Genomic DNA, 23,940 nt, shown 5'->3' with positions numbered 1-23,940 from the left:
AAGCAACGGCAACGGCAACGGCAACGGCAACGGCAACGGCAACGGCAACGGCAACGGCAACGGCAACGGCAACGGCAATTATCATGAGTGCGCAGCTATGGAGTTGACCAACGAACCCTCGACCCTAATCATTTGCACGCCAATCAAATGTTTAGCCAGCCCCAATGTAAAGGTTGCCATTCACTACTTTAATCCCCCTCAAGCGGCATGTGAGTATCGAACGCATGACTCCCGCCCAGCCCAGCTCACCATCGTCCAACCGCCCTTCACCGTCGAAGCCCCGGGCGCTGTGCGGCGAAAATCCGTTGGTGCATGTCATCCTCGCCTTTTGGGCATTGTGGCACTGCCGTCACGCGCGCCCGCCCGACACCTCGCTTACGCCTGCATGACCTCACCCGGCCTGCATCGGGCCGTTTGACCCAGCCGGGCCGCCTGCACAGGCAGGGGCCTGAGCGTTCGCGAGCGAATGATTATGCACTTTGCACCTGTGGAGCAGGCCAGCCAGTTTCTGGCCGCCAACCCCGATATTGATCTGTTCGAACTGTTCATCCTCGACGCCAACGGCGTGCCACGCGGCAAGCTGCTGCACCGTGACGAACTGCTGGCCGTGTACCAGACCGGCCGGCCATTACCCAGCACCATTCTCGGCCTGACCGTAAACGGCGACGACGTGGAAAACTCGGGCCTGGTCTGGGATGTCGGCGACATCGATTGCCGTGCCTACCCACTCGATGGCAGCCTGGTGCGCCTGCCCTGGCGCCGGGTGCCGACCGCAGCGCTGCAAGTGAGCATGCACCCACACCAAGGCCTGCCGGCCAGCGTGGCCGATCCGCGTCATGTACTGTTGCGCACCGTCGAAGCCCTGAAGGCCGACGGGTACCACCCCGTGATGGCCTGCGAGCTGGAGTTCTACCTGCTCGACCAGCAGCGCGATGCCCATGGCCATCCGCAACCGGCGCTCGACCAGGACGGCGCACGCCCTCGCAGCACCCAGGTGTACGGGCTGCGAGAGCTGGAGCAGATCGAGCCGTTCCTGGCAGACCTGTATGCGGCCTGCAAGGCACAGGGCATACCGGCGCGTACGGCCATTTCGGAATACGCCCCAGGCCAGGTGGAGATTACCCTCGAACACGGTGATGCCGTGCAAGCGATGGACCAGGCGGTACGCTACAAGCGCCTGGTCAAAGGCATCGCCCACGCCCATGGCATGCAGGCTTGCTTCATGGCCAAGCCCTTCGGCCACTTGGCCGGTACCGGTATGCACATGCACCTGAGCCTGGCCGACAGCGCCGGCCGTAACCTGTTCGCCAGCGAAGATCCGGCCGGCACACCGCTGCTGCGTTACGCAGTGGCCGGCATGTTGCAGCACCTGCACGCGTCGCTGCTGCTGTTTTGCCCCAACGCCAACTCCTTCCGCCGCTTCCAGGCCAATAGCTACGCGCCCCTGTCGCCCACCTGGGGCGTGGACAACCGCACGGTCAGCCTGCGGGTGCCGGGCGGGCCGGCCAATAGCCGGCATGTTGAGCACCGTATCTGCGGGGCTGACGCCAACCCGTACCTGGCGGCCGCCGCCATGTTGGCCGCCAGTCACAGCGGCATACGTGATCAGCTCGACCCTGGCGCGCCGATTCAGGGCAATGGCTATGCCCAGGCGACCGAACACCTGCCAACTGACTGGCTCACCGCGCTGCAAGCCCTGGAGCAGTCGACCTGGGCCCGCGAAGCACTGGGCGATGCGTTTCTTGGCGTGTACCTGAAGGTCAAGCGCGCCGAATACCGTCAATTCATGGCCGAAGTCAGCGAACAGGACTGGCGCTGGTACCTGCACCAGGCCTGAGCCCCACACAGAACAAGGATTACCCATGAACGCAGCAGTGAACAAAGGCCCGGCGCAACGTGCGCCGTCCTACTACACCGCCACCCTCAACGACCTCACCACCTACCCCCAGCTCAAGGGCACCGTGCAGGTGGACGTGGCAATCATCGGCGCGGGCTTCACCGGCTTGGCAACGGCCGTGGAACTGGCCGAACGCGGCCTGAAAGTCGCGGTGGTCGAAGCCAACCGGGTGGGCTGGGGCGCCAGCGGGCGCAATGGTGGTCAAGTGACCGGCAGCCTGTCGGGTGACGAAGCCATGCGCGCACAGATGCGCAAGCGGCTGGGCAGCGACGTGGATGATTTCATCTGGCACCTGCGCTGGCGGGGCCACCAGATCATCGAGCAACGGGTGGCCCGCTATGGCATCGACTGCGACCTCAAGCACGGTCACCTGCACGCGGCCATGAAACCCTCGCACCTGGACGAGCTACGGGCATTCGAGGCCCAGGCACAGCGCCATGGCATGGGTGATCAGGTCGAGCTGCTCGACCGCCAGGCGATGGCCGAACACCTGCAAAGCCCCCTGTACCTGGGCGCCCTGAAGAACCGGCGCAACCTGCACCTGCACCCGCTGAACCTGTGCCTTGGCGAAGCCCGCGCCGCCCACAGCCTGGGCGCGCTGATCTTCGAGCAGACCGAAGTGCTGGAAATCGTGCACGGCCCTCGCCCTGCCGTGGTGACGGCCCATGGGCGTGTGGACGCGCGCCAGGTGATGCTGGCAGGCGATGTCTATCACAAGCTGGAAAAGCACCAGCTCAAGGGCAAGATATTCCCGGCCATGGGCGGCATCGTCACCACGGCGCCATTGGGCGAGCTGGCAGCGCAAATCAACCCGCAGGACCTTGCCGTCTACGATTGCCGATTCGTGCTGGACTACTACCGCCTGACGGCCGACAAGCGGCTGCTGTTCGGCGGCGGCGCCAACTACTCAGGGCGCGATTCGCGGGATATCGAAGCCGAACTGCGCCCGTGCATCGAGCGTACCTTCCCTGCCTTGAAGGGCGTGCCCATTGCGTTTCAATGGAGCTGCGCCATGGGCATCGTGGTCAATCGCATACCCCAAGTGGGCAAGCTTTCGGACCATGTCTGGTACTGCCAGGGCTACTCCGGGCACGGCATCGCCACCAGCCACATCATGGGCGAAATCATGGCTCAAGCCATGACTGGCACCTTGGAGAAATTCGACACCTTCGCCCAGTGCAAGCATGTGCGTGTGCCGATGGGAGACGTGTTGGGCAACCCGCTCCTGGCAGCGGGCATGTGGTACTACCAGATGCTGGAAAAACTGCGCTGAAGCAAGGACCGCCCGCCCTGCGAGGCCTCGTCAAAAGGGGCTGCAGGGCGGTGGCAGGCGGTGCGCGCCAGGTCAGGCGCTTTTCTTGAGGTTGAGCTTCTTGAGCTCTTCGTCACGCAGTTCGCGACGCAGGATCTTGCCGACGTTGGTGGTCGGCAGGGTGTCGCGGAACTCGACCTGACGCGGCACCTTGTACCCGGTGAGGTTGGCGCGCATGTGCTCCATCACCTGCTCTTTGGTCACCGTCATGCCAGGTTTGACCACGACGAAGACCTTGATCAGCTCCCCGGATTTTTCATCCGGAATGCCGATGGCCGCACACTGCGATACGCCAGGCACCGCCGCTAGCACGTCTTCGAGTTCATTGGGGTAGACGTTGAAGCCGGACACCAGAATCATGTCCTTCTTGCGGTCGACGATACGCATGTAGCCGTCAGGCTGAATCAGGGCGATGTCGCCAGTCTTGAGCCAGCCTTCGCTGTCGAGAATTTCGGCGGTGGCCTCCTCGCGCTGCCAGTAGCCCTTCATCACCTGAGGGCCCTTGACGCACAGTTCGCCCACTTCGCCCAAGGGCAGCTCGTTGCCGGCGTCGTCGACGATCTTGCACAGCGTGGACGGCACCGGAATACCAATAGTGCCCACCTGGTTGGCCTGCGCGGGGTTCACGGCGGCCACCGGGCTGGTTTCGGTCATGCCATAGCCTTCGCAGATGGCGCAGCCCGTCACCGCACGCCAGCGCTCGGCAACGCTCAGTTGCAGCGCCATGCCGCCAGACAGGGTGATCTTCAAGGCCGAGAAGTCCAGGGCGCGGAACGCATCGCTGTTGCAAAGCGCCACGAACAGCGTATTGAGGCCCACGAAACCTGTGAACTTCCACTTGCCCAGTTCCTTGACCATGGCGGACAGGTCGCGGGGGTTACTGATCAGCACGTTGTGGTTGCCGATCAGCATCATGGCCATGCAATGGAAGGTGAAGGCGTAGATGTGGTACAGCGGCAGCGGGGTGATGAGAATCTCGCACCCTTCCTGCAGGTTCGAACCCATCAGCGCCCGGCACTGCAGCATGTTGGCCACCAGGTTGCGGTGGGTCAGCATGGCGCCCTTGGCCACACCGGTGGTGCCGCCGGTGTATTGCAACACGGCCACATCATCGGCTTGCGGGTTGGCCTCGGTCACCGGCTGGCCCTTGCCCAGGGCCAAGGCATCGTTGAAGCGCACGGCGCTGGGCAGGTGATAGGCCGGCACCATCTTCTTGACGTACTTGATCACGCTGTTGATCAGCAGCCGCTTGAGCGCAGGCAGCAGGTCTGCCACTTCGGTGACGATGACGTGCTTGACCTGGGTCTTGGGCACTACCTTCTCGGCCAGGTGCGCCATGTTCGCCAGGCACACCAGCGCTTTGGCGCCGGAGTCTTTGAACTGGTGCTCCATTTCCCGGGCGGTGTACAGCGGGTTGGTGTTGACCACGATCAGGCCGGCGCGCATGGCGCCAAATACCGCCACCGGGTACTGCAGCACGTTGGGCAGTTGCACCGCGATGCGATCACCGGGCTTTAGGTCGGTATGCTGTTGCAACCAGGCGGCAAAGGCGCCGGAAAGGGTATACAACTCACCGTAGGTCAGGGTCTTGCCCAGGTTGCTGAAGGCCGGTTTGTCGGCAAAGCGCTGGCAGGATTGCTTGAGTACCGCCTGGATGTTGGGGAATTCGTCGGGATCGATCTGCGCCGCGATACCGGCCGGATACTTGTCCTTCCAAAAATGGTCGATCATGCAAGCCCACTCCTTCAGCAACAGCGAAGTTCGTTTCACGCGTCGAGGCGTTTATTATTGATATGAGATGACGGCCTGATGCAAACCAGATCATCTGAAAGCGGGCCGAGAGTAGCAGCTTTGCCGAGGGTCTACTAGAGCCCAAAGCGGGCTTGACAGTCACAAAGGTGACTCAATGAATACTTCGGGTCACGTTTAGAGTATTTGACTTAATGAGCCGGTTAGGCCACCGGGATGTGCCGTGCGCCAGGCCCTGGCGCACGGCACATCTTCCTTGTCGCGGGCTATCGATTAGCTGGCGTCACGCAGTTCGCGCCGCAGGATCTTGCCCACCGGCGTCATCGGCAGCGCCTCGCGTAGCACGATCTGCTTGGGCACTTTGTAGCCGGTAAGGTTGGCCTTGCAATAGGCCTTGAGCTCCTCGACATCCACACCCCCTTCGCGCGGCACCACGAATAACTTCACCGCTTCGCCGGAACGCTCGTCTGGCACGCCGATAGCGGCACAATTGGCGACCTTGGGATGGCCCATGACCACCTCTTCGACTTCGTTGGGGTACACATTGAAGCCCGACACGATGATCATGTCCTTCTTGCGGTCGACGATACGAGTGAAACCGTCGGGGTCGATCACGGCAATGTCACCGGTTTTGAACCAGCCTTCGGCGTCCAGTGCCTCGGCCGTGGCCTCCGGTTGCTGCCAGTAGCCTTTCATGACCTGCGGGCCCTTGATGCACAGCTCACCGGGTTCACCCAGGGCCAGCTCGTTGCCGTCGGCATCGATCACCTTGAAAGCCGTGCCCACCACCGGGATGCCCACCGTGCCCAGCCGCGCCAGCGTGCCGTAGGGGTTGGTGCTGGCCACGGGGGACGTTTCGGTCAGGCCGTACCCTTCGACGATGCGGCAACCCGTCAGCTGTTCCCAGCGCTCGGCCGTGGCCTTGACCAGGGCAGTGCCGCCGGAGTTGGTGACCTTCAATGCAGAGAAATCGAGCTGGCGGAACCCGGGGTGGTCCATCAGCGCGACGAACAGCGTGTTGAGGCCCAGCAACGCGGAAAACCGCCACTTGCCCAGCTCCTTGATGAAGCCTGGTATGTCCCGCGGGTTGGTGATCAGCACGTTGTGGTTGCCGGTGACCATCATGCACATGCAGTTCGCGGTGAATGCATAGATGTGGTAGAGGGGCAACGGCGCGATCATCACCTCTTCGCCGTCCTTGAGCAGCTTCTGCCCGTCCGGCCCATGCTGGGAGAAACAGGCCAGCACCTGCAGCATGTTTGCCACCAGGTTGCCGTGGGTGAGCATCGCGCCCTTGGCCAGCCCCGTCGTGCCGCCGGTGTACTGCAGCACGGCGATGTCATCCAGGCTCAACGGCACAGGCGTGGGCACGCCATCGCGGCCCTGGCGCAGTACCTGCTTGAACGACACGGCCTGGGGCAGCGCATAGGCTGGTACCATCTTCTTGAGCTTGTCGACCACGGTGTTGACCAGCCAGCCTTTGAGCGTAGGCAGCATGTCGCCCATCTTCGCCTCGATCAGGTACTCGATACCGGTATCGGGCAGGACCGTCTGCACACGCTTGCCGAACAGGTTCATGTACACCAGGGCCCGGGCGCCGCTGTCCTTGAACTGGTGGCGCATTTCGCGCTCGGTGTAAAGCGGGTTGGTGTTGACCACGATCAGCCCGGCGCGCATGGCGCCGAACACGGCGATGGGGTACTGGAGCACGTTGGGCATTTGCACCGCGATGCGGTCGCCCGGCTTGAGGTCGGTCTGTTGCTGCAACCAGCAGGCGAAGGCGGCCGACAGACGATCGAGGTCGGCGTAGGTCAAGGTCACGCCCAAATTGCTGAAGGCCGGGCGATCGGCAAAGTGCTTGCAGGAGCGTTCGAACACCTCGACCACTGACGCGTAGGCCTGCATGTCCAGGGTGGAGGGCACGCCCGCGGGGCGCTTGTCATTCCAGAAGTCGGCTTGCATTTATTGTTGTTCCTCTGCCGGGACCTGCACTGCGTCCTGTAGTCCAAGTGCCTGCGCGCTGACTGTGCACAGGCGTTGGTTCGACGTTAGCAGGTAAGCCAGGCACGGCCCAGTCGTCAGCGCCTGCCATTAACATTGTGAATCTTATTTGTGCCCTTCCTGCAATTTGCTCGACTGTGGGTACACTGACGTGGGCGCAAAATGTGATCCGGGTCCCCCCGGCAAGCGTCTCACCCGTCTGGCCGACGCCCTGCGCGCGACCGGCATCCGACCTGTACTGCTTAAGGAAGCCCTGATGTCCCAGCTCAGCAACACGCCCTACGAAGCCCTAGAAGTCGGCCAGAAAGCCGAATACACGAAGTTGGTCGAGGAGCGCGACATCCAGCTGTTCGCCGCCATGTCCGGCGATCACAACCCGGTGCACCTGGACGCCGAGTTCGCGGCCAAGAGCATGTTCCGCGAGCGCATTGCCCATGGCATGTTCAGCGGCGCGTTGATCAGTGCGGCGGTGGCCTGCACGCTCCCAGGCCCTGGCACCATCTACCTGGGCCAGCAGATGAGCTTCCAGAAGCCGGTCAAGATCGGCGACACCCTGACGGTGCGCCTGGAAATCCTGGAAAAATTGCCCAAGTTCAAAGTGCGTATCGCCACCAACGTGTATAACCAGAACGACGAATTGGTCGTGGCAGGTGAAGCCGAGATCCTGGCACCGCGCAAGCAGCAGACCGTCGAACTGGTTTCCCCGCCGAACTTCGTGGCCAGCTGAGCACCGTCGTGCCCTCACGGCCGCCTGTGCACTGCACCCGGCTTTCAGCCCCGGAACAGCGGTTGCTCGACCACTTCTATCGCCAACAGGGTTCACGCATGCGCGCCCCTGCGCAGGGCAAGCTCTGGGTGGCCAGGTCGCCGGGCATCATTGCTGGGTTGTCTCTCAGCGAGGTGGAGAGTGGTCAGTGGCTGACGGGGCTGTTCGTGGCGCCTGATCGGCGCTCGGAAGGCGTGGGTATGCAGTTGGTCGCAAAGGCTCTGGAGAACGCCTGCGGCAGTACGTGGTTGTTCTGCCATCCAACGCTTGCCAACTACTATGCACGCCAGGGGTTCGCGCCAGCTGGCGAGCTACCCCAGTCGCTGCGTGACAAGCTCCAGCGCTATCAGCGCAGCAAGGCCCTGATAGCGCTGGAGCGCACTGCCCATCCGGGGCAGTTCAGCGCGGGGTAGGTTCAACCCCCGCCGCGTCGTCAGCACTGGGGCGCTCCTGGCCCAGCACCTTGGGCTTTTCGTCGTCGCGGGTGCCATCGAAGTCTTTTTCGCCTGGGTCCTTGCCCTCGGCCGACATGTGTTCAATCACCGCATTCATCTCCGCGCCCAGCAACAGCACGGCAGCCGAGATGTAGAAGTACAGCAGCAGCACGATGATTGCCCCGATGCTGCCATACATGGCGTTGTAGTCTGCAAACGTCTTCACGTAATAGGCAAAGCCCAGCGACGCGATGATCCACACTACGACCGCCAGCACCGAGCCCGGGGTAATGAAACGGAATTTCTGTTCCACATCAGGCATGACGTAGTAAATAACCGCGACCGCAACCATCAGCAGAATCACGATCACCGGCCAGCGAAGAATGGTCCATAGGGTGACGATGAACTCTTCCATGCCGATCTGCGCCGCGATCCACTCCATGACCTGCGGGCCCAGCACCATAAGGGCCGCGGCCGCCAGCAGCATGCCTGCCAACCCAATGGTGTACAGCACCGACAGCGGGATACGCTTCCAGACCGGGCGACCTTCCGGCACGTCGTAGGCCGCGTTCATGGCGCTCATCATCAACCGCACGCCGGCTGAAGCCGTCCACAGGGCAATGACGATACCCACCGACAGCAAGCCACCCTTGGACTGCTGCAGTTGGTCGATAACGGGGTTGACCTGCTCAAGGGCCTGGGGTGGCAAGACCAGCTCCGATTGCAAACGCAGCCAGGAGAAGAAGTCCGGCAGGTGCAGGAAACCGATCAGGGCAATGAGAAACAACAGGAAGGGGAACAACGAGAAAAGGGCCTGGTAGGCCAATGCCGAAGCATAGGTGGACATTTCGTCATCGAGGAATTCGTTGACGGTGCGCACCAGCACGCGGTGCAAGGGTAAGCCCTGCAAGGCGGAAAAAATCATAGCGTCTCCTTTCGCCGCTTGATCGATCTGACGTTCAGTCTAATGGACCCTGCGCTTGGGGTGCTGCTCCCGGTAATCATGCAACGGCTTTAAATAATTCTGCCTGTTACCGCCCCCTGCTTCGAAGCGCAGAGGACGGCTCGGCAGGCGTGAATCATTACTTGGTCAGGTCGTCGACCTTGTTTTTCACGTCGCCTTTGACCTGTTGGCCTTCGCCCTTGATTTCCTGGGCCTTGCCTTCGCCTTTGAGTTTTTCGTTGTCAGTGAAGTTGCCAACACCTTGCTTGATGTTGCCCATTGCCTCGTTGGCCATACCTTTAATTTTGTCTCCAGTACCGCTCATGGCAAAACTCCTGTGATGTAGCACGCGTATCGTGCCGACAGAAGGTTGACCCAGCCGCTTGCACAGGAGTTTCAAGAAATTTGCGTCAACAAGCCAAACGGTTGAAATGCAGAGCCGTAGATGCTCCGTTGAGAACACCAAACCTTGCCCGGCAAGGTGCCACCCCTCACAATGCGGGCTTTGAAGGCTTCGACCCGCAGGAACCTGCATGAAACTCGACAAACCCGCTGCCATCGCCCGCCGCAACAGCACACTGGCGCGCCCGGTACTGACCAGTGCCAACACGCTGTTCGCCATCCTCGACCCCAAGCGCAACCTGTGGTGGTTCGAGGTCCCGGTGGCCTTGCTTCGCAAGGGCCAGCCCGATTGGGTCAACCTGCTGTTGCACACCCCGCTGACCGATGAACTCCAGCACCTGAAAGTGCCGGTCAACTTCCTGCGGGCCCATCAAGAGCAGATGGAAGTGCGCAACCCTGGCAAGCGTCGTTCCACCATCAGCCTGGCCCTTAGCGCTGACCGCGACTCGCTGCTGCGCGACACTCGCCCCGGTGGTGATCAGCTGGACTTCAACACCTTCGTGCAGGGCTGATCAGGCTTTCTCGATCCGGTCGTCATGGATGACAATGCGGCCTTGCTTGAACAGCCCGCCGATGGCCTTCTTGAAATTGCCCTTGCTGACATTGAACAGCTTGCTGATCAATGCAGGGTCGCTCTTGTCGGAAACCGGCAGCACCCCACCCTCGGCGTCCAGGCGCGCCATGATCTGCTCCTGCAAGCTGTCGGACAGCGCAGCGCCCACTGGCTGCAGGCTGAGCGACACTTTGCCGTCAGCCCGCACTTCCTTGATGTAACCCTGCTCGTGCATGCCTGAGCGCAGGAACTTGAACACCTCGTTCTTGTGGATCAAGCCCCAGTGACGGTTGTTGATGATGGCCTTGAAACCCATCGGCGTTTCGCCGGCCACCAGCAGTTCCACCGGCTGCCCAGGCTTGTAGTCGGCAGGCGTGGTGTCGAGGTAGCGGTCCAGGCGCGAGGTGGCGGTGATGCGGCGGGTGCGCTTGTCCAGGTACACGTGCACCACGCAGTAGTCGCCGATCTTCAGCGGCCGTGCCTCTTCGGAATACGGCATCAGCAGGTCCTTGGACAGACCCCAGTCCAGGAAGATGCCCGCACCGTTGATGTCCTTGACCTTGAGGCTGGCGAACTCGCCCACCTGCACCTTGGGCTTCTCGGTGGTGGCGATCAGCTGGTCTTCGCTGTCGAGGTAGATGAACACGTTCAGCCAGTCATCGACTTCAGTCTCGGCACCCTTGGGAATGTAACGGGACGGCAGCAGGATTTCCCCGTCGGCACCGCCGTCCAGGTACAGGCCGAAGTCCACGTGCTTAACAATTTGCAAACTGTTGTAACGCCCAAGCAGAGCCATTTTCGAACATCCTCAAGTCAAGGCGGCTATTTTCCGGATAGACCCGCCCTGGTGTCAAAGCCTGCGGTCGGTTCATCGCCATCCAGGCCTCCACGCGCCATCCGGTGGAACCGCAGGTGTTGTGCTGCGTCTACCCATTGGCTGCCACTGCAAGGACCCGCACATGCCTGCACGCCTGCTCAAAGTCCTGTCGATCTGCCTGGGTTTCGCCCTGCTGCTGGGTGCTTGCAGCCGCATCGACCTGGCCTATCGCAACCTCGATCGCCTGGTGCCCTGGTCGCTTGGCGACTACCTGGACATGAACCGTGAGCAGAAAACCCTGCTCGATGATCGCCTCCGGCAGCACCTGGCATGGCATTGCCAGACGCAACTGCCCGGTTACCTCGACTGGCTGGACCGCCTGCGCACCATGGTGGCCGATAACCAGGTCACCGACCAGGCGCTGCAGCAGCGCACCGAGGAGGCCCGCGAGGCAATTGGCCGGGTCGCGGCCGAAATCACGCCGTCGGCTACCGAGTTGCTGCAAGGCATGAGCGATGCGCAGGTGGCCGAGATGCGCGATGCATTTCGTGACGATATTGCCCAGCGGCGCAAGGAATATGTCGACACCCCCCTGCCCCGCCAGATCAGCGAGCGCGCCGAGCGCATGGAAAAGCGCCTCAAGCCCTGGTTCGGCGAGCTGACCGAGGTCCAGAAGCAACGGGTCGGCGCCTGGTCCCGCGCCTTGGGTGACCAGAACAGCGAATGGATACGCAATAGGGCCCATTGGCAGCAACAACTGCTGCTGGCGGTGGAACAACGCCACGAGCCAGGCTTCCCGGAGCGGGTCGCGACCTTGCTGCAGAACAAGGAAAGCCTGTGGACAGCCGACTATCGCCAAGCCTTCCAGAACACCGAACGGCAAGCCCGCAGTCTGGTGGTGGACCTGGTGCAGCAGAGCACCCCCGCCCAACGCCAGGTGCTGCTGGAGCGGCTGACCAAGGTGCGCAGCGACTTCAGCGCCTTGAAGTGCCTGCGCGGGGCGTGAACGGACCACGCCAGGGCACTGGCTGAACTTCATTGGGCAAGAAAGCGCAAGAATCCACCGGCCTGCTGACGTACACTCGCGCCCCTGCCAAGCCCCTGGAGACTTTCGTGAGCCCCACCGCCCTAGCCCGCCTGCTAACCCTTGCTGCCGTATGGGGCGCGAGCTTTCTGTTCATGCGCATCATTGCCCCTGTACTGGGGACCGTGCCGACGGCCTTCTTCCGTGTCTCCATCGCCTGCCTGGGCTTGATCGCACTGCTCGGCGCTGCGCGCATACGCTGGGATTTCCAAGGGAAATTAGGCGCCTGCCTGGTGCTGGGCATGATCAACTCGGGCATTCCGGCCACCTTTTATTCTGTGGCAGCCCAGGTGCTGCCAGCCGGTTATTCGGCCATCTTCAATGCCACGACGCCCTTGATGGGCGTGCTGATCGGCGTGTTGTTCTTCAAGGAACCCATGACATTGGCCAAGTTGTGCGGCATTTTCCTGGGCCTGTTCGGCGTGGGCATCCTGAGCGGTGCGGGGCCTGTTGCCCTTGATGCAGCCTTGTTGCAAGGCGCCCTGGCGTGCCTGGCGGCCACGACCTGCTATGGCTTTGCCGGCTACCTGGCCCGCCGCTGGGTCAGCGGCCTGGACAGCCGCCTGTCGGCCCTGGGCAGCATGCTCGGCGCGACCCTGCTGCTTACCCCGTTGTTCGCCTGGAGCGCCCTTACCCAGCCACCTGCCAGCTGGGGCGGCTGGCAGGTCTGGGGCTCGCTGGTGGGGCTCGGCCTGTTGTGCACGGCGTTCGCCTACATCCTGTACTTCCGCCTGCTGGCCGAAATCGGCCCGGTCAAGGCCAGTACGGTGACCTTCATGATCCCCGTGTTCGGGGTGCTGTGGGGGGCCTGGCTGCTGAATGAGCCGTTGTCGATGGCCCACTTGTACGGCGGCCTTCTGATCGGCGTGGCCCTGTGGCTGGTGCTGCGCCCGGCACGGCGCCGAGGCGCTGCATGAACGGCGTCTACAAGAAAGTGCTGTTCCCGCTGCAACAGGATGCCAATGGCTATCCGCCGGCATCGGTGGAAGGGCTATGGGCCAGGGCCGTCGACGACGGTTACGTGATCGACAACATCCCGTTCCATGTCTACGGCATCGCCCCAGGTGACGTGATCTGCACCCATGAGCAGGCTGGCCAACACTGGTTTGCCCAGTTGCTGCGCAGCAGTGGCAGCTCGGTGTTCCGGGTTCGGGTCAAGCCGCCTGAGACACTGCAGCAGGTGAGCGAAGCCTTGGTGGAGTTCGGGTGCACCTGTGAAAGCGAACCTGCGGTGAAGATGCTGGCGGTCGCCGTCCCACCGGCACGAACGCTCGACACCCTGCTGTATTACCTGATCACCCAGCGTGAAGCGGGTTTCCTGGACTTCGAGGAAGGGGTGCTGCGCCACTGCGTCGCCCAAGAATTTCGCCAGGGGTGAAGGGCAACTGCCTTGCAGGCGCCCTCCCTGTCGAGGGCGCCGTCAGAACAACCAGCGGAACAGCAGATAGGCTACGACCACGGCCAGTATCGGTCGCAACACGCGATAAGCCTTGGGGTTGGCACGTTTGAACTGCTTGACGCGCGTGCTCAGCTTGTTGCTGAACCGCTTGCTCCAGGCGTAGGCCTGGTTGATCCCGCCCACGCGTTCATCGTCTGTATTCTGCGGTGCAGTGGCGCGGCCCAGAAATGCGCTGACCTTGCGGTTGACGCGGGTCATGAACGGGCTGTTCAGGGGACGCTCCACGTCGCAGAACAGAATCACCCGGGTCACGTCGGTCTCGTTCTTGACCCAGTGCACGTAGGTTTCGTCGAACATCACGTCCTGGCCGTCGCGCCAGGCATAGGGCTGGCCGTCCACATAAATGCGGCAGGCATCGGAGTTGGGCGTGGAGAGACCCAGGTGATAGCGCAGGGAACCTGCAAACGGATCACGGTGCGGGTTCAGGTGGCTGCCGCCGGGCAGCAGAGCGAACATCGCCCCTTTGACGTTGGGGATGCTGCTGACCAGCTCGACAGTTCGCGGGCACAGGGCTTCGGCAGATGGCAGGGGTTTGTCGTACCACTTCAGGTAGAAGCGCTTCCAGCCTTTCTTGAAGAACGAACCGAAACCGGCGTCGTTGTCCTTTTCGGCTGCGCGGATATAACCCTCGTCGAACAGGCGCATGGCCTCCTCGCGGATTTCCTGCCAGTTGTCCTTGAGCACGTCCAGCTCCGGGAAGCGTTGACGGTCCAGGTACGGCTTGGACGGCACGCCCGAAAACAGGTACATCAACGCATTGTAGGGGGCGAACAGCGCCGAATGGTTGACGAACTGGCGCAACACCGGCAGGCGGGCCTTGCCGCGCAGGTGGACGAACAGCACGCTGCCGAAGAACACCAGCAGCACACCTGCCTTGGCGAGGAAGGAAACGGTCATGCAACACTCCTAGGGCGGGACACAGGCCAGCGCTGCCTGTTCCGGGGGAAAATCATCCGGGCATCATAAACCTATCGCGCCCAGGCACAAACCACCTGGGCGCAACGATACGGATGAAGATTGTGCAATGAAGCCCGTTACCAGGTATTGCTTCGGGTCACCGCCTAGGCAGGTTATTGCTGGGTTTCCTGCTCGTTGAACAGGTCGCTGAACAGCATGCTGGACAAGTAACGCTCGCCTGAGTCAGGCAGAATCACCACGAGGGTCTTGCCCTGCATTTCCGGCTTTTCTGCAAGGCGCACGGCAGCGGCCATCGCGGCACCGCAGGAAATACCACACAGGATGCCTTCTTCCTGCATCAGACGGATAGCCATGGCCTTGGCTTCGTCGTCGCCCACCGTCATGACCTGGTCGACGATCGACAGGTCGAGGTTCTTCGGCACGAAGCCCGCGCCGATGCCTTGGATCTTGTGCGGCGTGGGCGTCAGCGCCTCGCCTGCCAGGGTCTGGGTGATCAGCGGCGAGGAAATGGGCTCGACCGCCACCGAGGTGATCGCCTTGCCCTGGGTGTGCTTGATATAGCGCGAGATACCGGTGATGGTGCCGCCAGTGCCGACACCGGCCACCACCACATCCACGGCGCCATCGGTATCGTTCCAGATCTCCGGGCCTGTGGTCTTTTCGTGGATGGCCGGGTTGGCAGGGTTTTCGAACTGCCCGGGCATGAAGTACTGCTCGGGGTTGGAGGCGACGATTTCGTTGGCTTTCTCGATGGCGCCCTTCATGCCCTTGGCAGGTTCGGTGAGCACCAGTTCGGCGCCAAGGGCTTTGAGCACCTTGCGCCGCTCCAGGCTCATGGAGGCCGGCATGGTCAGCATGAGCTTGTAGCCCCGGGCGGCAGCGACGAAGGCAAGGCCAATACCGGTGTTGCCCGAGGTGGGTTCGACGATGGTCATGCCGGGCTTGAGCTTGCCGCTGCTCTCGGCGTCCCAGACCATGTTCGCGCCGATGCGGCATTTGACCGAATACCCTGGGTTGCGCCCTTCGATCTTGGCCAGGATGGTCACGCCGCGTGGCGCGAGGCGGTTGATCTGCACCAGGGGCGTGTTGCCGATGGAGTGGGCGTTGTCTGCGTATATACGGCTCATGGCAGGGTCCTTGGCATGATGAAGACACGGAAAGGCCCCAAGGGTAAGCCCCGGCCCCAAGGCCCGTAAAGCCTGTTCGAACTCCGGCGCAGACCCTGCGGTCAACCACACACCTTGCCCTGGAGAACTGCCATGAGAGCCCGCTATCGCTGGCCGCTGATCGCCCTTGGCAGCCTCATCGTGCTGCTGGTGGCCTTGCAGCTTGCCCTGCCCTACCTGGTGCGCGACTACCTCAATGAAAAACTGGCCGACATGGGCGACTACCGTGGGCAGGTCAGCGATGTGGACCTGGCCTGGTGGCGCGGCGCGTATACCGTCAACGGGCTGAAGATCGTCAAGACCACGGGCAAGGTGCCGGTGCCCTTTCTCGACGCGCCGGTGATCGACATCTCAGTCAGCTGGCATTCGCTGTGGTATGACCGCGCCGTGGTGGCCGAAGTGGCCTTCCTACGCCCGGAGCTGAACTTCGTCGATGGCGGCGACAAGCAGAACTCCCAGACCGGCCAGGGCACCGACTGGCGACAGCAACTGGACAAGCTGCTGCCCATCACGCTCAACGAGGTGGTGATCGACGACGGGGTGCTGACCTTCCGCAACTTCAGCTCCAAGCCCCCGGTCACGCTCAAAGCGACGCAGCTGCAGGCCAGCATTCGCAACCTCACCAACATCCGTGACGAAGCCGGCCGGCGCGACGCCAGCTTCGAAGCCCGTGCCCTGGTCGCAGGCGATGCCAAGGTCGAGAGCCGTGCCACCTTCGATCCGTTCAGCGATTTCGACGACTTCGAGTTCCGCCTGCGTGCCACCGGCATCGAGCTGCGCCGACTCAACGACTTTGCCAGCGCCTATGGCAAATTCGACTTCAAGGCGGGCCATGGCGATGTGGTCATCGAGGCCGAGGCCACCAATGGCCGCCTGAACGGCTACATCAAGCCCCTGCTGCGCGACGTCGAGGTCTTCGATTGGCAACAGGACGTAGAGGACAAGGACAAGGGCCTGTTCCGCTCGGTCTGGGAGGCGCTGGTGGGGGCCACCGAAACCGTGCTCAAGAACCAGCCGAAAAACCAGTTCGCCACGCGCGTTGAGCTCAGCGGCAGCGTGCGCAGGCAGAACATCAGTGCGTTCGAGGCCTTCCTGCAGATCCTGCGCAATGGTTTCGTGCAGGCATTCAGTGCGCGCTATGAACGCAGCGCGCCGGATTCCGACTAAGGCGCAGTGACGAGGCATTCGGGGACTGAATACGCGGTCTGCGTTTTCAGTCGTCGTACCCCCGCGTTATAGTCGGGCCCACTATCACACCCTGTGTTGGCCACCTGAGCGCCAGCCTGCCGCCCACCACACCAAAGGCGAGCTAACAGGCTGGCTGCACATCGGCCCGCAAGCCCAAGCAGAGGAAAGACCCCATGAAGTTCGAAGGCACGGGTGACTATGTCGCCACGGACGACCTGAAACTGGCCGTCAATGCGGCCATCACCCTCGAGCGCCCGCTGTTGGTCAAGGGTGAGCCTGGTACCGGCAAGACCATGCTGGCCGAGCAGTTGGCAGCTTCGTTCGGGGCGCGCCTGATTACCTGGCACATCAAGTCCACAACCAAGGCCCACCAGGGCTTGTACGAATACGATGCCGTCAGCCGCCTGCGCGACTCCCAGCTGGGTGTGGACAAGGTCCACGACGTACGCAACTACCTGAAGAAAGGCAAGCTGTGGGAGGCCTTCGAGGCCCAGGAGCGGGTGATCCTGCTGATCGACGAGATCGACAAGGCCGATATCGAATTCCCCAACGACCTGTTGCAGGAACTCGACAAGATGGAGTTCTACGTCTATGAAATCGACGAGACCATCAAGGCCAGGCAGCGCCCGATCATCATCATCACGTCTAATAACGAAAAGGAGCTGCCGGACGCTTTCCTGCGCCGCTGCTTCTTCCACTACATCGCCTTCCCCGACCGGGCCACGCTGCAGCGCATCGTGGATGTGCACTACCCCAACATCAGCCAGTCGCTGGTCAGCGAGGCGCTGGACGTGTTCTTCGACGTGCGCAAGGTACCGGGCCTGAAGAAAAAGCCTTCAACGTCCGAACTGGTCGACTGGCTGAAGCTGCTGATGGCCGACGATATTGGCGAAGCGGTACTGCGCGAGCGCGACCCGACCAAGGCCATCCCTCCGCTGGCCGGGGCGCTGGTGAAAAATGAGCAGGATGTGCAGCTGCTCGAGCGCCTGGCCTTCATGAGCCGGCGCGGTAACCGCTGAGGGAGCCTGGGCCATGTTGCTCAACCTGTTCAACGAAATGCGCGCGGCGAAGGTGCCGGTGTCGGTGCGCGAACTGCTCGACCTGCACCATGCCTTGCAACGGCATGTGGTGTTCGCCGACATGGACGAATTCTACTATCTGGCCCGCGCCATCCTGGTGAAGGACGAACGCCATTTCGACAAGTTCGACCGGGCCTTCGCCGCTTACTTCAAGGGCCTGGAGAACCTGGATCGACACATCGAGGCGTTGATCCCCGAGGACTGGCTGCGCAAGGAATTCGAGCGCTCGTTGACCTCTGAGGAGCGCGCGCAGATCCAGTCACTGGGTGGGCTGGACAAGCTGATCGAAGCGTTCAAGCAGCGCCTGCAGGAGCAAAAGGAGCGCCACGCAGGCGGCAACAAGTGGATTGGCACCGGTGGCACCAGCCCGTTCGGCTCGGGTGGGTACAACCCCGAAGGTATCCGCGTGGGCGATGCTGGCGAGCGCCAGGGCAAGGCGGTGAAGGTCTGGGACCAGCGCGAGTACAAGAACCTGGACGATCAGGTGGAGCTGGGTACGCGCAACATCAAGCTGGCCCTGCGGCGCCTGCGCAAGTTCGCCCGCCAAGGCGCTGCCGAAGAGCTAGACATCGATGGCACTATCGACCATACCGCACGCGATGCGGGGCTGCTGAACATCCAGATGCGCCCGGAGCGGCGCAACACGGTGAAATTGCTGCTGCTGTTCGACATCGGTGGCTCGATGGATGCCCATGTCAGGGTCTGCGAGGAGCTGTTCTCGGCCTGCAAGACCGAGTTCAAGCACATGGAGTACTACTACTTTCACAACTGCGTGTATGAGACGGTCTGGAAGAACAACTTGCGGCGCACGTCGGAGCGTTATTCCACGTTCGACCTGCTGCATAAGTACGGCGAGGACTACAAGGTCGTGTTCGTCGGGGACGCGGCCATGGCCCCTTACGAAATCACCCAGCCGGGCGGCAGCGTGGAGCATTGGAACGAGGAAGCCGGGTATGTCTGGATGCAGCGCATCATGGCCAAGTTCCGCAAGGTCATCTGGATCAACCCATACCCCCGCCAGGCCTGGGGCTACACCGCTTCTACCCAGCTGGTGCGTGAACTGCTCGAGGACCGGATGTATCCACTGACCTTGCAAGGGTTGGAGGATGGGATGCGGTATTTGTCGAAGTAAAGCCGCACAGTCACGCCCCTTGTAGGAGCGGCCTCGCCGGGGCGCCGGACCGTCCGCGATGGGCCGCAGCGCGGCCCCGACAGTATGCGCTGCGAAGCTGAAATCCTGGGGCTGCTGCGCAGCCCATCGCGGTACAAGACCGCTCACCTTGACCCTGTATCGACTGGGATAGCGGGGCCTGGACTTTCGCAAAAGCAACTGCCTAGCATTGCCCCCGAAAGCTAGCCGATTTCCGGGCGCGGCCTCGCCGGGGCGCTCAACAACACTTGCCAGCGTTCCAGATACACCTGCTGCTCCCGCCATGCCTGCTCCTGCATTACCGGCCGCAATCGCACTGTCGCCCCTGGCATGCACTGTGCCAGTTGTGCCAGTGCCAGGGGCGTCAGCGCCCCCAGGCGGGGATAACCGCCGATGGTCTGGCGATCATTGAGCAACACGATCGGCTGCCCATCGGGCGGGACCTGGACGGCGCCAAGGGGAATGCCTTCGGAGATCATGGCCGGGCCTTGATAAACCAGAGGCGGGCCAAGCAGGCGGATGCCCATGCGGTCGGCGCGGGTGTCCAGCGTCCAGTCGCAGTTGAAGGCATCGAACAGACTAAGGCCAGCAAAGTCGCCGATCTGTGCGCCGATCACCAGGTCCAAGGTGGGCTTGGCCACATACTCAGGACGCAGGTGACCAGGCACTTCGCGGATCGGTGTGGCTGTACCGGCAAAACTCAAGCATTGGCCTTCACGCAACACGCCGCCCTGGCCATCGACCCCGCCCAGCCCCTCGCGCACGACCGTGGCACAACTGCCCATCACAGGCTCGGCATCGAAACCGCCCGGTGCGGCCAGATAAGCGCGAGCGCCCTGCCGAGGTTGCCTGAGGGTAAGGCGCTGGCCCTTGGCCAGGGTGAAGCTGCGCCAAGGGGCCAAGTAGTGCTCGTCGATGTGCGCGTCCAGGTCGGCCCCGGCCAGCGCCAGTACGCAATCGTGCTGCGCCACCACGCTGAATCCTCCCAAGGCAATCTCTACGACGGGAGCCTGCAGGTCATTGCCCAGCAACCCGTTGGCCCAACGCATTGCGACCCAATCCAAAGCGCCGCCCTGGGTGACACCAAGGTGCCTCACGCCAAATCGGCCTGCATCCTGTAAAGCGCACAGCGGTGTGCTGGCCTCGACTCGCAAGTGCTTCATGCCTGTGCCTCCTCATCACCGCCCAACGCCAGAAACGCCTGCCGCGTCACCGAGACGAAGCGGACGCGGTCGCCCGGTTGCAGCAGGCTGTAGCCGTGCCGCCCACGGTCGAACAACCGCACCGGCGTGCGCCCGATCAGGTTCCAACCACCGGGGGAAGCGGCCGGGTACGCAGCGGTCTGGCGCTCGGCAATGCCGACACTGCCCGCTGCCACCTGCTTGCGCGGGGTGCTTAGCCTCGGCGTGGCCAGCCGTTCGTCCACCAGCCCCATGAACGCGAAACCCGGCGCGAACCCCAGGGCGAACACCGGGTAGTCACGTTCACTGTGCAAACGCACGACCTCAGCCTCGCTCAGGCCTGCCCGGCGGGCCAGCACGGGCAATTCAGGGCCGACGCTGGCGTGGTACCACACCGGTATCTCGTGCAGGCAGCCGGTGTTCTCAGTGCCAGGCTGCAGCCCTTCAAGGGCTTGCACGATCAGGCAGCGTGCATCGGCCGGCGGTAGGTCGAAATGCACCATGAGGGTGGTGTAGGACGGCACCAGGTCGCGCAAGTGCGCACCAAAAGCCCCTTGCAAGCGCTGACTGGCGGCAAGCACCCAAGGCATGTTGGCTTCCTCGATGCGCTCGAACAGACGCACCATCAGGCAATCGATGCCGACCACTTCGATGCGTGGGGTCATGCTGATCTGATCCCATCGAGTGCCTGGCGGATCTGCCGAACTGCCGTCACAGAGCTGTCGTTGTCCCCATGGACGCAGAGCGTATGGGCTTTGAGCAGCAGTCCAGTGCCATCACTGGCCAGCAGTGCTTCGCCGCGGGCCAGCTTTACGGCTTGCTCGACCACTTGCGCCGGGTCGTGGTGCACGGCGCCCGGCAGGCGTCGCGACACCAGGTGGCCGCTGGCGGTGTAGGCCCGATCGGCAAACGCCTCGAACCAGAGCGGTACGCCGATTTCAGTACCCAGCGCCTGGGCCGCCCCATTGTCGGCCGTAGCCATGAGCATCAGCGGCAGGCCACTGTCATAGGCCGCCACGGCCTCCAGCACCGTGCGCAGGATCAATGGGTCGGCCATCATGTCGTTGTACAACGCACCGTGGGGTTTTACGTAGGCGACGCGTGTGCCCTGGGCCTTGCAGATGCCATCGAGCGCGCCGATCTGGTAGTGCAGCAGGTCACGGATTTCTTCGGCACTGCACGCCAGGCTGCGCCGGCCGAAGCCGACCAGGTCCGGGTAGGCCGGGTGTGCGCCAATGGTTACCCCGTGTTCCAGCGCCAGCGCCACGGTGCGGCGCATGATGCCGGGGTCACCAGCGTGGTAGCCGCAGGCAATGTTGGCACAGTCGATGTAGGGCATGACCTCGGCATCCAGGCCCATGCGCCAGCTGCCGAAGCTTTCGCCCATGTCGCAGTTGAGTAACAGGCGTTGCACCATGGTGTACCCCTTGTCGTTATTCATGTTCCTACCTTAGCGCGCCTGCAATTGTTTGCCGCGTGTTTCTGGCAGGCTTAGCGCTGCCACGATCACCACGCCATAGGACACGGCCGAGAACAAGCCGATACCCAGGCCCAGCGGCACCTGCTGCCCCAGCATACCAATCAGCAGCGGGAACAGCGCCGCGACGATTTTGCCGACGTTGTAGCAAAAGCCCTGCCCCGAGCCGCGCACCCGCGTGGGAAACAGCTCGGTCAGAAAGGCCCCCATGCCGCTGAAGATGCCCGAGGCGAAAAAGCCCAGCGGGAAGCCCAACCACAGCATCACCCCATCACTGACGGGCATTTGCGTGTACAGCAGCACGATGACGAACGAGCCTACGGCGAACAGGATGAAATTCTTTTTGCGCCCTAGCAGGTCGGACAGGTAGGCGCTGACCACGTAGCCCACGTAGGAGCCTACGATCACCATCGCCAGGTAGCCGCCGGTACCCAGCACGCTCAGCCCGCGTTCGTTCTTCAGAAACGTGGGCAGCCAGGCGGTGATTGCGTAATAGCCGCCCAGTGCGCCAGTGGTCAGCAGCGAGGCGCGCACGGTGGTCCAGAGCAGACCGGGGGCGAAGATTTCGTAGAAGTGCGATGGCGCCTCGGTGTCTTCGGCTGCCTTGGCCTGGCGGTAGACCTCCGGGTCTTTCACCAGCCGCCGAACGAAGATCACGAACACGGCCGGCACCAGCCCCAGTAAAAACAGCGCTCGCCAGGCCTGCTCCTGCGGCAACCAAGTGAAGAGCAGCGCGTACAGGATGGCCGTCAGCCCCCAACCAATGGCCCAGCCTGACTGCACCATGCCCACTGCCTTGCCGCGGTCTTGGGCACGGATAACCTCGCCGATGAGCACCGCGCCTGCCGTCCACTCACCGCCGAAGCCAAACCCCATGAGGGTCCTGGCGACCAGCAGTTGCTCGTAGTTCTGGGCAAAGCCGCAGAGGAAGGTGAAGAAGGCGAACCACAGCACCGTCAGTTGCAGGGTGCGGACCCGGCCGATGCGGTCGGAGAGAATGCCGGCCACCCAGCCACCGATGGCCGAAGCGACCAGGGTACTGGTGTGGATAAGCCCAGCCTCGGTGGTGGTGATGCCCCATAGCATGATCAGCGTGGGGATGACGAAGCTCAGCATCTGCGTGTCCATGCCGTCCAGGCCATAGCCGATCTTGCAGCTCCAGAAGGTGCGCCGTTGTTGCTGATCGATGTCGCGGTACCAGGCAAAAGGCCCGGAGGAGGATGGGGAACTGACCTGCTGCTGCGTGCCGGTGGGGTTCATGGATGCCTCGGCTTGTTGGTATTGTTTTATGGGGCGACAGCAAAGGTCGCGGCCTGGGCTTCATGTTCAGAGCACGCGGCGCTGACGTCCAACGAGAAAAACCCTGGGTCTGGAACAAGAAAAACTGATCATGAACCTTCGCTTTCTCGAAACGTTCGTCTGGGTCGCTCGTCTCAAGAGCTTCCGCCTGACCGCGCAGAAGCTGTTCACCACCCAGGCGTCGGTGTCCAGCCGTATCGCGGCGCTGGAGGCCGACCTGGGCGTCAAGCTGCTGTTGCGCGACTCGCGCGGGGTCAGCCTCACTCCGGAAGGCAGCAAGGTGCTGGAACATGCCGAGCGCATGCTGGAAACCGCCAAGGCGCTCAAACAATCGCTGGACAGCGACCGGGCCAAGGTCGGGCGTATTCGTCTCGGGGTGATGGACACGGTCATTCATACCTGGATGAGCGCGCTGGTGGCCGAATTGACCGAGCGCTATCCGCAGGTGGAAATCGAACTCATCGCCGACACGGCGCTGAACCTGCGCGAACAACTGCACAAGGGTTTTTTGGACGTTATCGTGCAAACAGACTTGCTGCGCGAGCCCTCGATCCGCAGCCTGGATCTGGCGCGCTACCCGATGGGCTGGATAGTCGCGGCAGGCTCGCACCTGCACAGGGACTACACGTCACTGATCGAACTGGGGCGCGAGCGCATCGTGACCTTCTCGAAGAATTCACGGCCGCATCAGGAAGTGCTGGCCTTGTTGCAAGGGGCCGGGGCGCAAACGCCGCGGCTGAACTGCGTCAATTCGGTAGCGGCTATTACCCGCTTGTTGCGCGACGGTTTTGGCATCGGGGCCTTGCCGCCTGCCCTGGTAGAGGCCGAACTGAACCAGGGTGACCTGGTGCTGCTGGCTGGGCTCGAGCCCCCGCCGAGCCTGGAACTGGTGGTGGCCTGGCAGACCGGGGTGGCGTTGGTGGAGGAAGTGGTTGGAGTCTGTCGGCAGGTACTGGAGCGCTATGCACAGGATGTGGGCGGGCAACGGATCGTGCTGGTGCCGGGGACTATGGGCTGAGGGTTTGTAGCCCGATCTGGAATGGGACCAGCCCAGGACCGGATGGG

General features: G+C 62.7%; 24 protein-coding genes. 13 read left to right on the top strand and 11 right to left on the bottom strand.

What is annotated here, in order from left to right; genetic code table 11:
- The 3 genes from ACK59L_RS18130 to ACK59L_RS18120 form a co-directional block, all read left to right on the top strand.
- The coding region (locus ACK59L_RS18130; protein ID WP_409275178.1) for a hypothetical protein at positions 1-418 on the top strand (418 nt) is incomplete at its 5' end.
- 54 nt (positions 419-472) lie between these two features.
- Entirely contained in the window at positions 473-1,837 is a 1,365-nt protein-coding gene (locus tag ACK59L_RS18125) for a glutamine synthetase family protein (protein ID WP_058638076.1), read from the top strand.
- Between the two features lie 25 nt (positions 1,838-1,862).
- A complete protein-coding gene (locus ACK59L_RS18120) occupies positions 1,863-3,170 on the top strand; it encodes an NAD(P)/FAD-dependent oxidoreductase (RefSeq protein WP_409275176.1) in 1,308 nt (435 codons plus the stop codon).
- 72 nt (positions 3,171-3,242) lie between these two features.
- Here ACK59L_RS18120 and fadD1 read toward each other — a convergent pair whose 3' ends face one another.
- Together fadD1 and fadD2 are read right to left on the bottom strand one after the other, a co-directional pair.
- Positions 3,243-4,940 carry a long-chain-fatty-acid--CoA ligase FadD1 gene (gene fadD1, locus ACK59L_RS18115; RefSeq protein ID WP_196137012.1) on the bottom strand — a complete coding sequence of 566 codons (1,698 nt, stop codon included), beginning with the start codon at positions 4,938-4,940 and terminating at the stop codon, positions 3,243-3,245.
- 291 nt (positions 4,941-5,231) lie between these two features.
- Positions 5,232-6,920 carry a long-chain-fatty-acid--CoA ligase FadD2 gene (gene fadD2 / locus ACK59L_RS18110; RefSeq protein WP_409275174.1) on the bottom strand — a complete coding sequence of 563 codons (1,689 nt, stop codon included), beginning with the start codon at positions 6,918-6,920 and terminating at the stop codon, positions 5,232-5,234.
- A gap of 295 nt (positions 6,921-7,215) precedes the next feature.
- On the opposite strand from fadD2, the gene ACK59L_RS18105 reads away from it, so the two are divergent.
- Together ACK59L_RS18105 and ACK59L_RS18100 are read left to right on the top strand one after the other, a co-directional pair.
- Positions 7,216-7,686: a MaoC family dehydratase gene (locus tag ACK59L_RS18105; RefSeq protein WP_058604229.1), complete on the top strand. Its 471-nt coding sequence runs from the start codon at positions 7,216-7,218 to the stop codon at positions 7,684-7,686.
- Between the two features lie 62 nt (positions 7,687-7,748).
- A complete protein-coding gene (locus ACK59L_RS18100) occupies positions 7,749-8,138 on the top strand; it encodes a GNAT family N-acetyltransferase (protein ID WP_058604228.1) in 390 nt (129 codons plus the stop codon).
- Here the strand turns inward: ACK59L_RS18100 and ACK59L_RS18095 are convergent.
- Positions 8,125-9,084: a YihY/virulence factor BrkB family protein gene (locus tag ACK59L_RS18095; RefSeq protein ID WP_182139657.1), complete on the bottom strand. Its 960-nt coding sequence runs from the start codon at positions 9,082-9,084 to the stop codon at positions 8,125-8,127. The genes ACK59L_RS18100 and ACK59L_RS18095 overlap by 14 nt on opposite strands.
- Before the next feature lie 157 nt (positions 9,085-9,241).
- The gene (locus ACK59L_RS18090; RefSeq protein ID WP_409275171.1) at positions 9,242-9,427 is read right to left on the bottom strand and encodes a CsbD family protein; all 186 of its coding nucleotides are present in this window, start codon (positions 9,425-9,427) and stop codon (positions 9,242-9,244) included.
- A gap of 208 nt (positions 9,428-9,635) precedes the next feature.
- On the opposite strand from ACK59L_RS18090, the gene ACK59L_RS18085 reads away from it, so the two are divergent.
- Positions 9,636-10,016: a hypothetical protein gene (locus ACK59L_RS18085; RefSeq protein WP_058604226.1), complete on the top strand. Its 381-nt coding sequence runs from the start codon at positions 9,636-9,638 to the stop codon at positions 10,014-10,016.
- Here the strand turns inward: ACK59L_RS18085 and ACK59L_RS18080 are convergent, their stop codons facing one another.
- Positions 10,017-10,853, bottom strand: a complete 837-nt coding sequence (locus tag ACK59L_RS18080) for a S1 RNA-binding domain-containing protein (protein WP_028686824.1) — start codon at positions 10,851-10,853, stop codon at positions 10,017-10,019.
- Between the two features lie 163 nt (positions 10,854-11,016).
- Here ACK59L_RS18080 and ACK59L_RS18075 point away from each other — a divergent pair, with 163 nt between their 5' ends.
- From ACK59L_RS18075 to ACK59L_RS18065, 3 genes are all read left to right on the top strand, one after another.
- On the top strand, positions 11,017-11,880 hold the full coding sequence (locus tag ACK59L_RS18075; RefSeq protein WP_058638068.1) for a DUF6279 family lipoprotein: 864 nt from the start codon (positions 11,017-11,019) through the stop codon (positions 11,878-11,880).
- 107 nt (positions 11,881-11,987) lie between these two features.
- On the top strand, positions 11,988-12,875 hold the full coding sequence (locus ACK59L_RS18070) for a DMT family transporter (protein WP_058638079.1): 888 nt from the start codon (positions 11,988-11,990) through the stop codon (positions 12,873-12,875).
- Positions 12,872-13,336: a DUF4265 domain-containing protein gene (locus ACK59L_RS18065; RefSeq protein WP_409275168.1), complete on the top strand. Its 465-nt coding sequence runs from the start codon at positions 12,872-12,874 to the stop codon at positions 13,334-13,336. The genes ACK59L_RS18070 and ACK59L_RS18065 overlap by 4 nt, the downstream gene beginning before the upstream one ends.
- A gap of 42 nt (positions 13,337-13,378) precedes the next feature.
- Here the strand turns inward: ACK59L_RS18065 and ACK59L_RS18060 are convergent, their stop codons facing one another.
- Together ACK59L_RS18060 and cysK are read right to left on the bottom strand one after the other, a co-directional pair.
- Entirely contained in the window at positions 13,379-14,314 is a 936-nt protein-coding gene (locus tag ACK59L_RS18060) for an aspartyl/asparaginyl beta-hydroxylase domain-containing protein (RefSeq protein ID WP_058604222.1), read from the bottom strand.
- Between the two features lie 173 nt (positions 14,315-14,487).
- Complete coding sequence (cysK, locus tag ACK59L_RS18055) at positions 14,488-15,462, bottom strand: cysteine synthase A (protein ID WP_409275166.1); 975 nt, start codon at positions 15,460-15,462, stop codon at positions 14,488-14,490.
- A 132-nt stretch (positions 15,463-15,594) separates the two neighbouring features.
- Here cysK and ACK59L_RS18050 point away from each other — a divergent pair, with 132 nt between their 5' ends.
- The 3 genes from ACK59L_RS18050 to ACK59L_RS18040 all read left to right on the top strand — a co-directional run bounded on the left by ACK59L_RS18050 (position 15,595) and on the right by ACK59L_RS18040 (position 18,900).
- Positions 15,595-16,668, top strand: a complete 1,074-nt coding sequence (locus tag ACK59L_RS18050) for a DUF748 domain-containing protein (protein ID WP_196137006.1) — start codon at positions 15,595-15,597, stop codon at positions 16,666-16,668.
- A gap of 194 nt (positions 16,669-16,862) precedes the next feature.
- On the top strand, positions 16,863-17,708 hold the full coding sequence (locus tag ACK59L_RS18045) for a MoxR family ATPase (protein WP_196130717.1): 846 nt from the start codon (positions 16,863-16,865) through the stop codon (positions 17,706-17,708).
- 13 nt (positions 17,709-17,721) lie between these two features.
- Positions 17,722-18,900, top strand: a complete 1,179-nt coding sequence (locus tag ACK59L_RS18040; RefSeq protein ID WP_409275163.1) for a vWA domain-containing protein — start codon at positions 17,722-17,724, stop codon at positions 18,898-18,900.
- 221 nt (positions 18,901-19,121) lie between these two features.
- Here the strand turns inward: ACK59L_RS18040 and ACK59L_RS18035 are convergent, their stop codons facing one another.
- The 4 genes from ACK59L_RS18035 to ACK59L_RS18020 are packed head-to-tail and all read right to left on the bottom strand — an operon-like array spanning position 19,122 to position 22,836.
- A complete protein-coding gene (locus ACK59L_RS18035; protein WP_409275161.1) occupies positions 19,122-20,081 on the bottom strand; it encodes a biotin-dependent carboxyltransferase family protein in 960 nt (319 codons plus the stop codon).
- Positions 20,078-20,764: a 5-oxoprolinase subunit PxpB gene (gene pxpB / locus ACK59L_RS18030; RefSeq protein ID WP_409275159.1), complete on the bottom strand. Its 687-nt coding sequence runs from the start codon at positions 20,762-20,764 to the stop codon at positions 20,078-20,080. Before pxpB ends, ACK59L_RS18035 begins: the two co-directional genes overlap by 4 nt.
- On the bottom strand, positions 20,761-21,540 hold the full coding sequence (locus ACK59L_RS18025) for a 5-oxoprolinase subunit PxpA (protein WP_409275157.1): 780 nt from the start codon (positions 21,538-21,540) through the stop codon (positions 20,761-20,763). The genes pxpB and ACK59L_RS18025 overlap by 4 nt, the downstream gene beginning before the upstream one ends.
- A 9-nt stretch (positions 21,541-21,549) precedes the next feature.
- Positions 21,550-22,836 carry an MFS transporter gene (locus ACK59L_RS18020; RefSeq protein ID WP_409275155.1) on the bottom strand — a complete coding sequence of 429 codons (1,287 nt, stop codon included), beginning with the start codon at positions 22,834-22,836 and terminating at the stop codon, positions 21,550-21,552.
- 130 nt (positions 22,837-22,966) lie between these two features.
- On the opposite strand from ACK59L_RS18020, the gene ACK59L_RS18015 reads away from it, so the two are divergent.
- On the top strand, positions 22,967-23,893 hold the full coding sequence (locus ACK59L_RS18015) for a LysR family transcriptional regulator (protein WP_058638058.1): 927 nt from the start codon (positions 22,967-22,969) through the stop codon (positions 23,891-23,893).
- The last annotated feature ends 47 nt before the right edge of the window (positions 23,894-23,940 follow it).

Origin of the sequence: Pseudomonas sp. KCJK9111 (genome assembly GCF_046231935.1) — a bacterium.
Classification (GTDB): Bacteria; Pseudomonadota; Gammaproteobacteria; order Pseudomonadales; family Pseudomonadaceae; genus Aquipseudomonas; species Aquipseudomonas parafulva_B.
The sequence above is the reverse complement of the archived record's forward strand: the minus strand, read 5'-3'. Positions and strand labels throughout refer to the sequence as shown.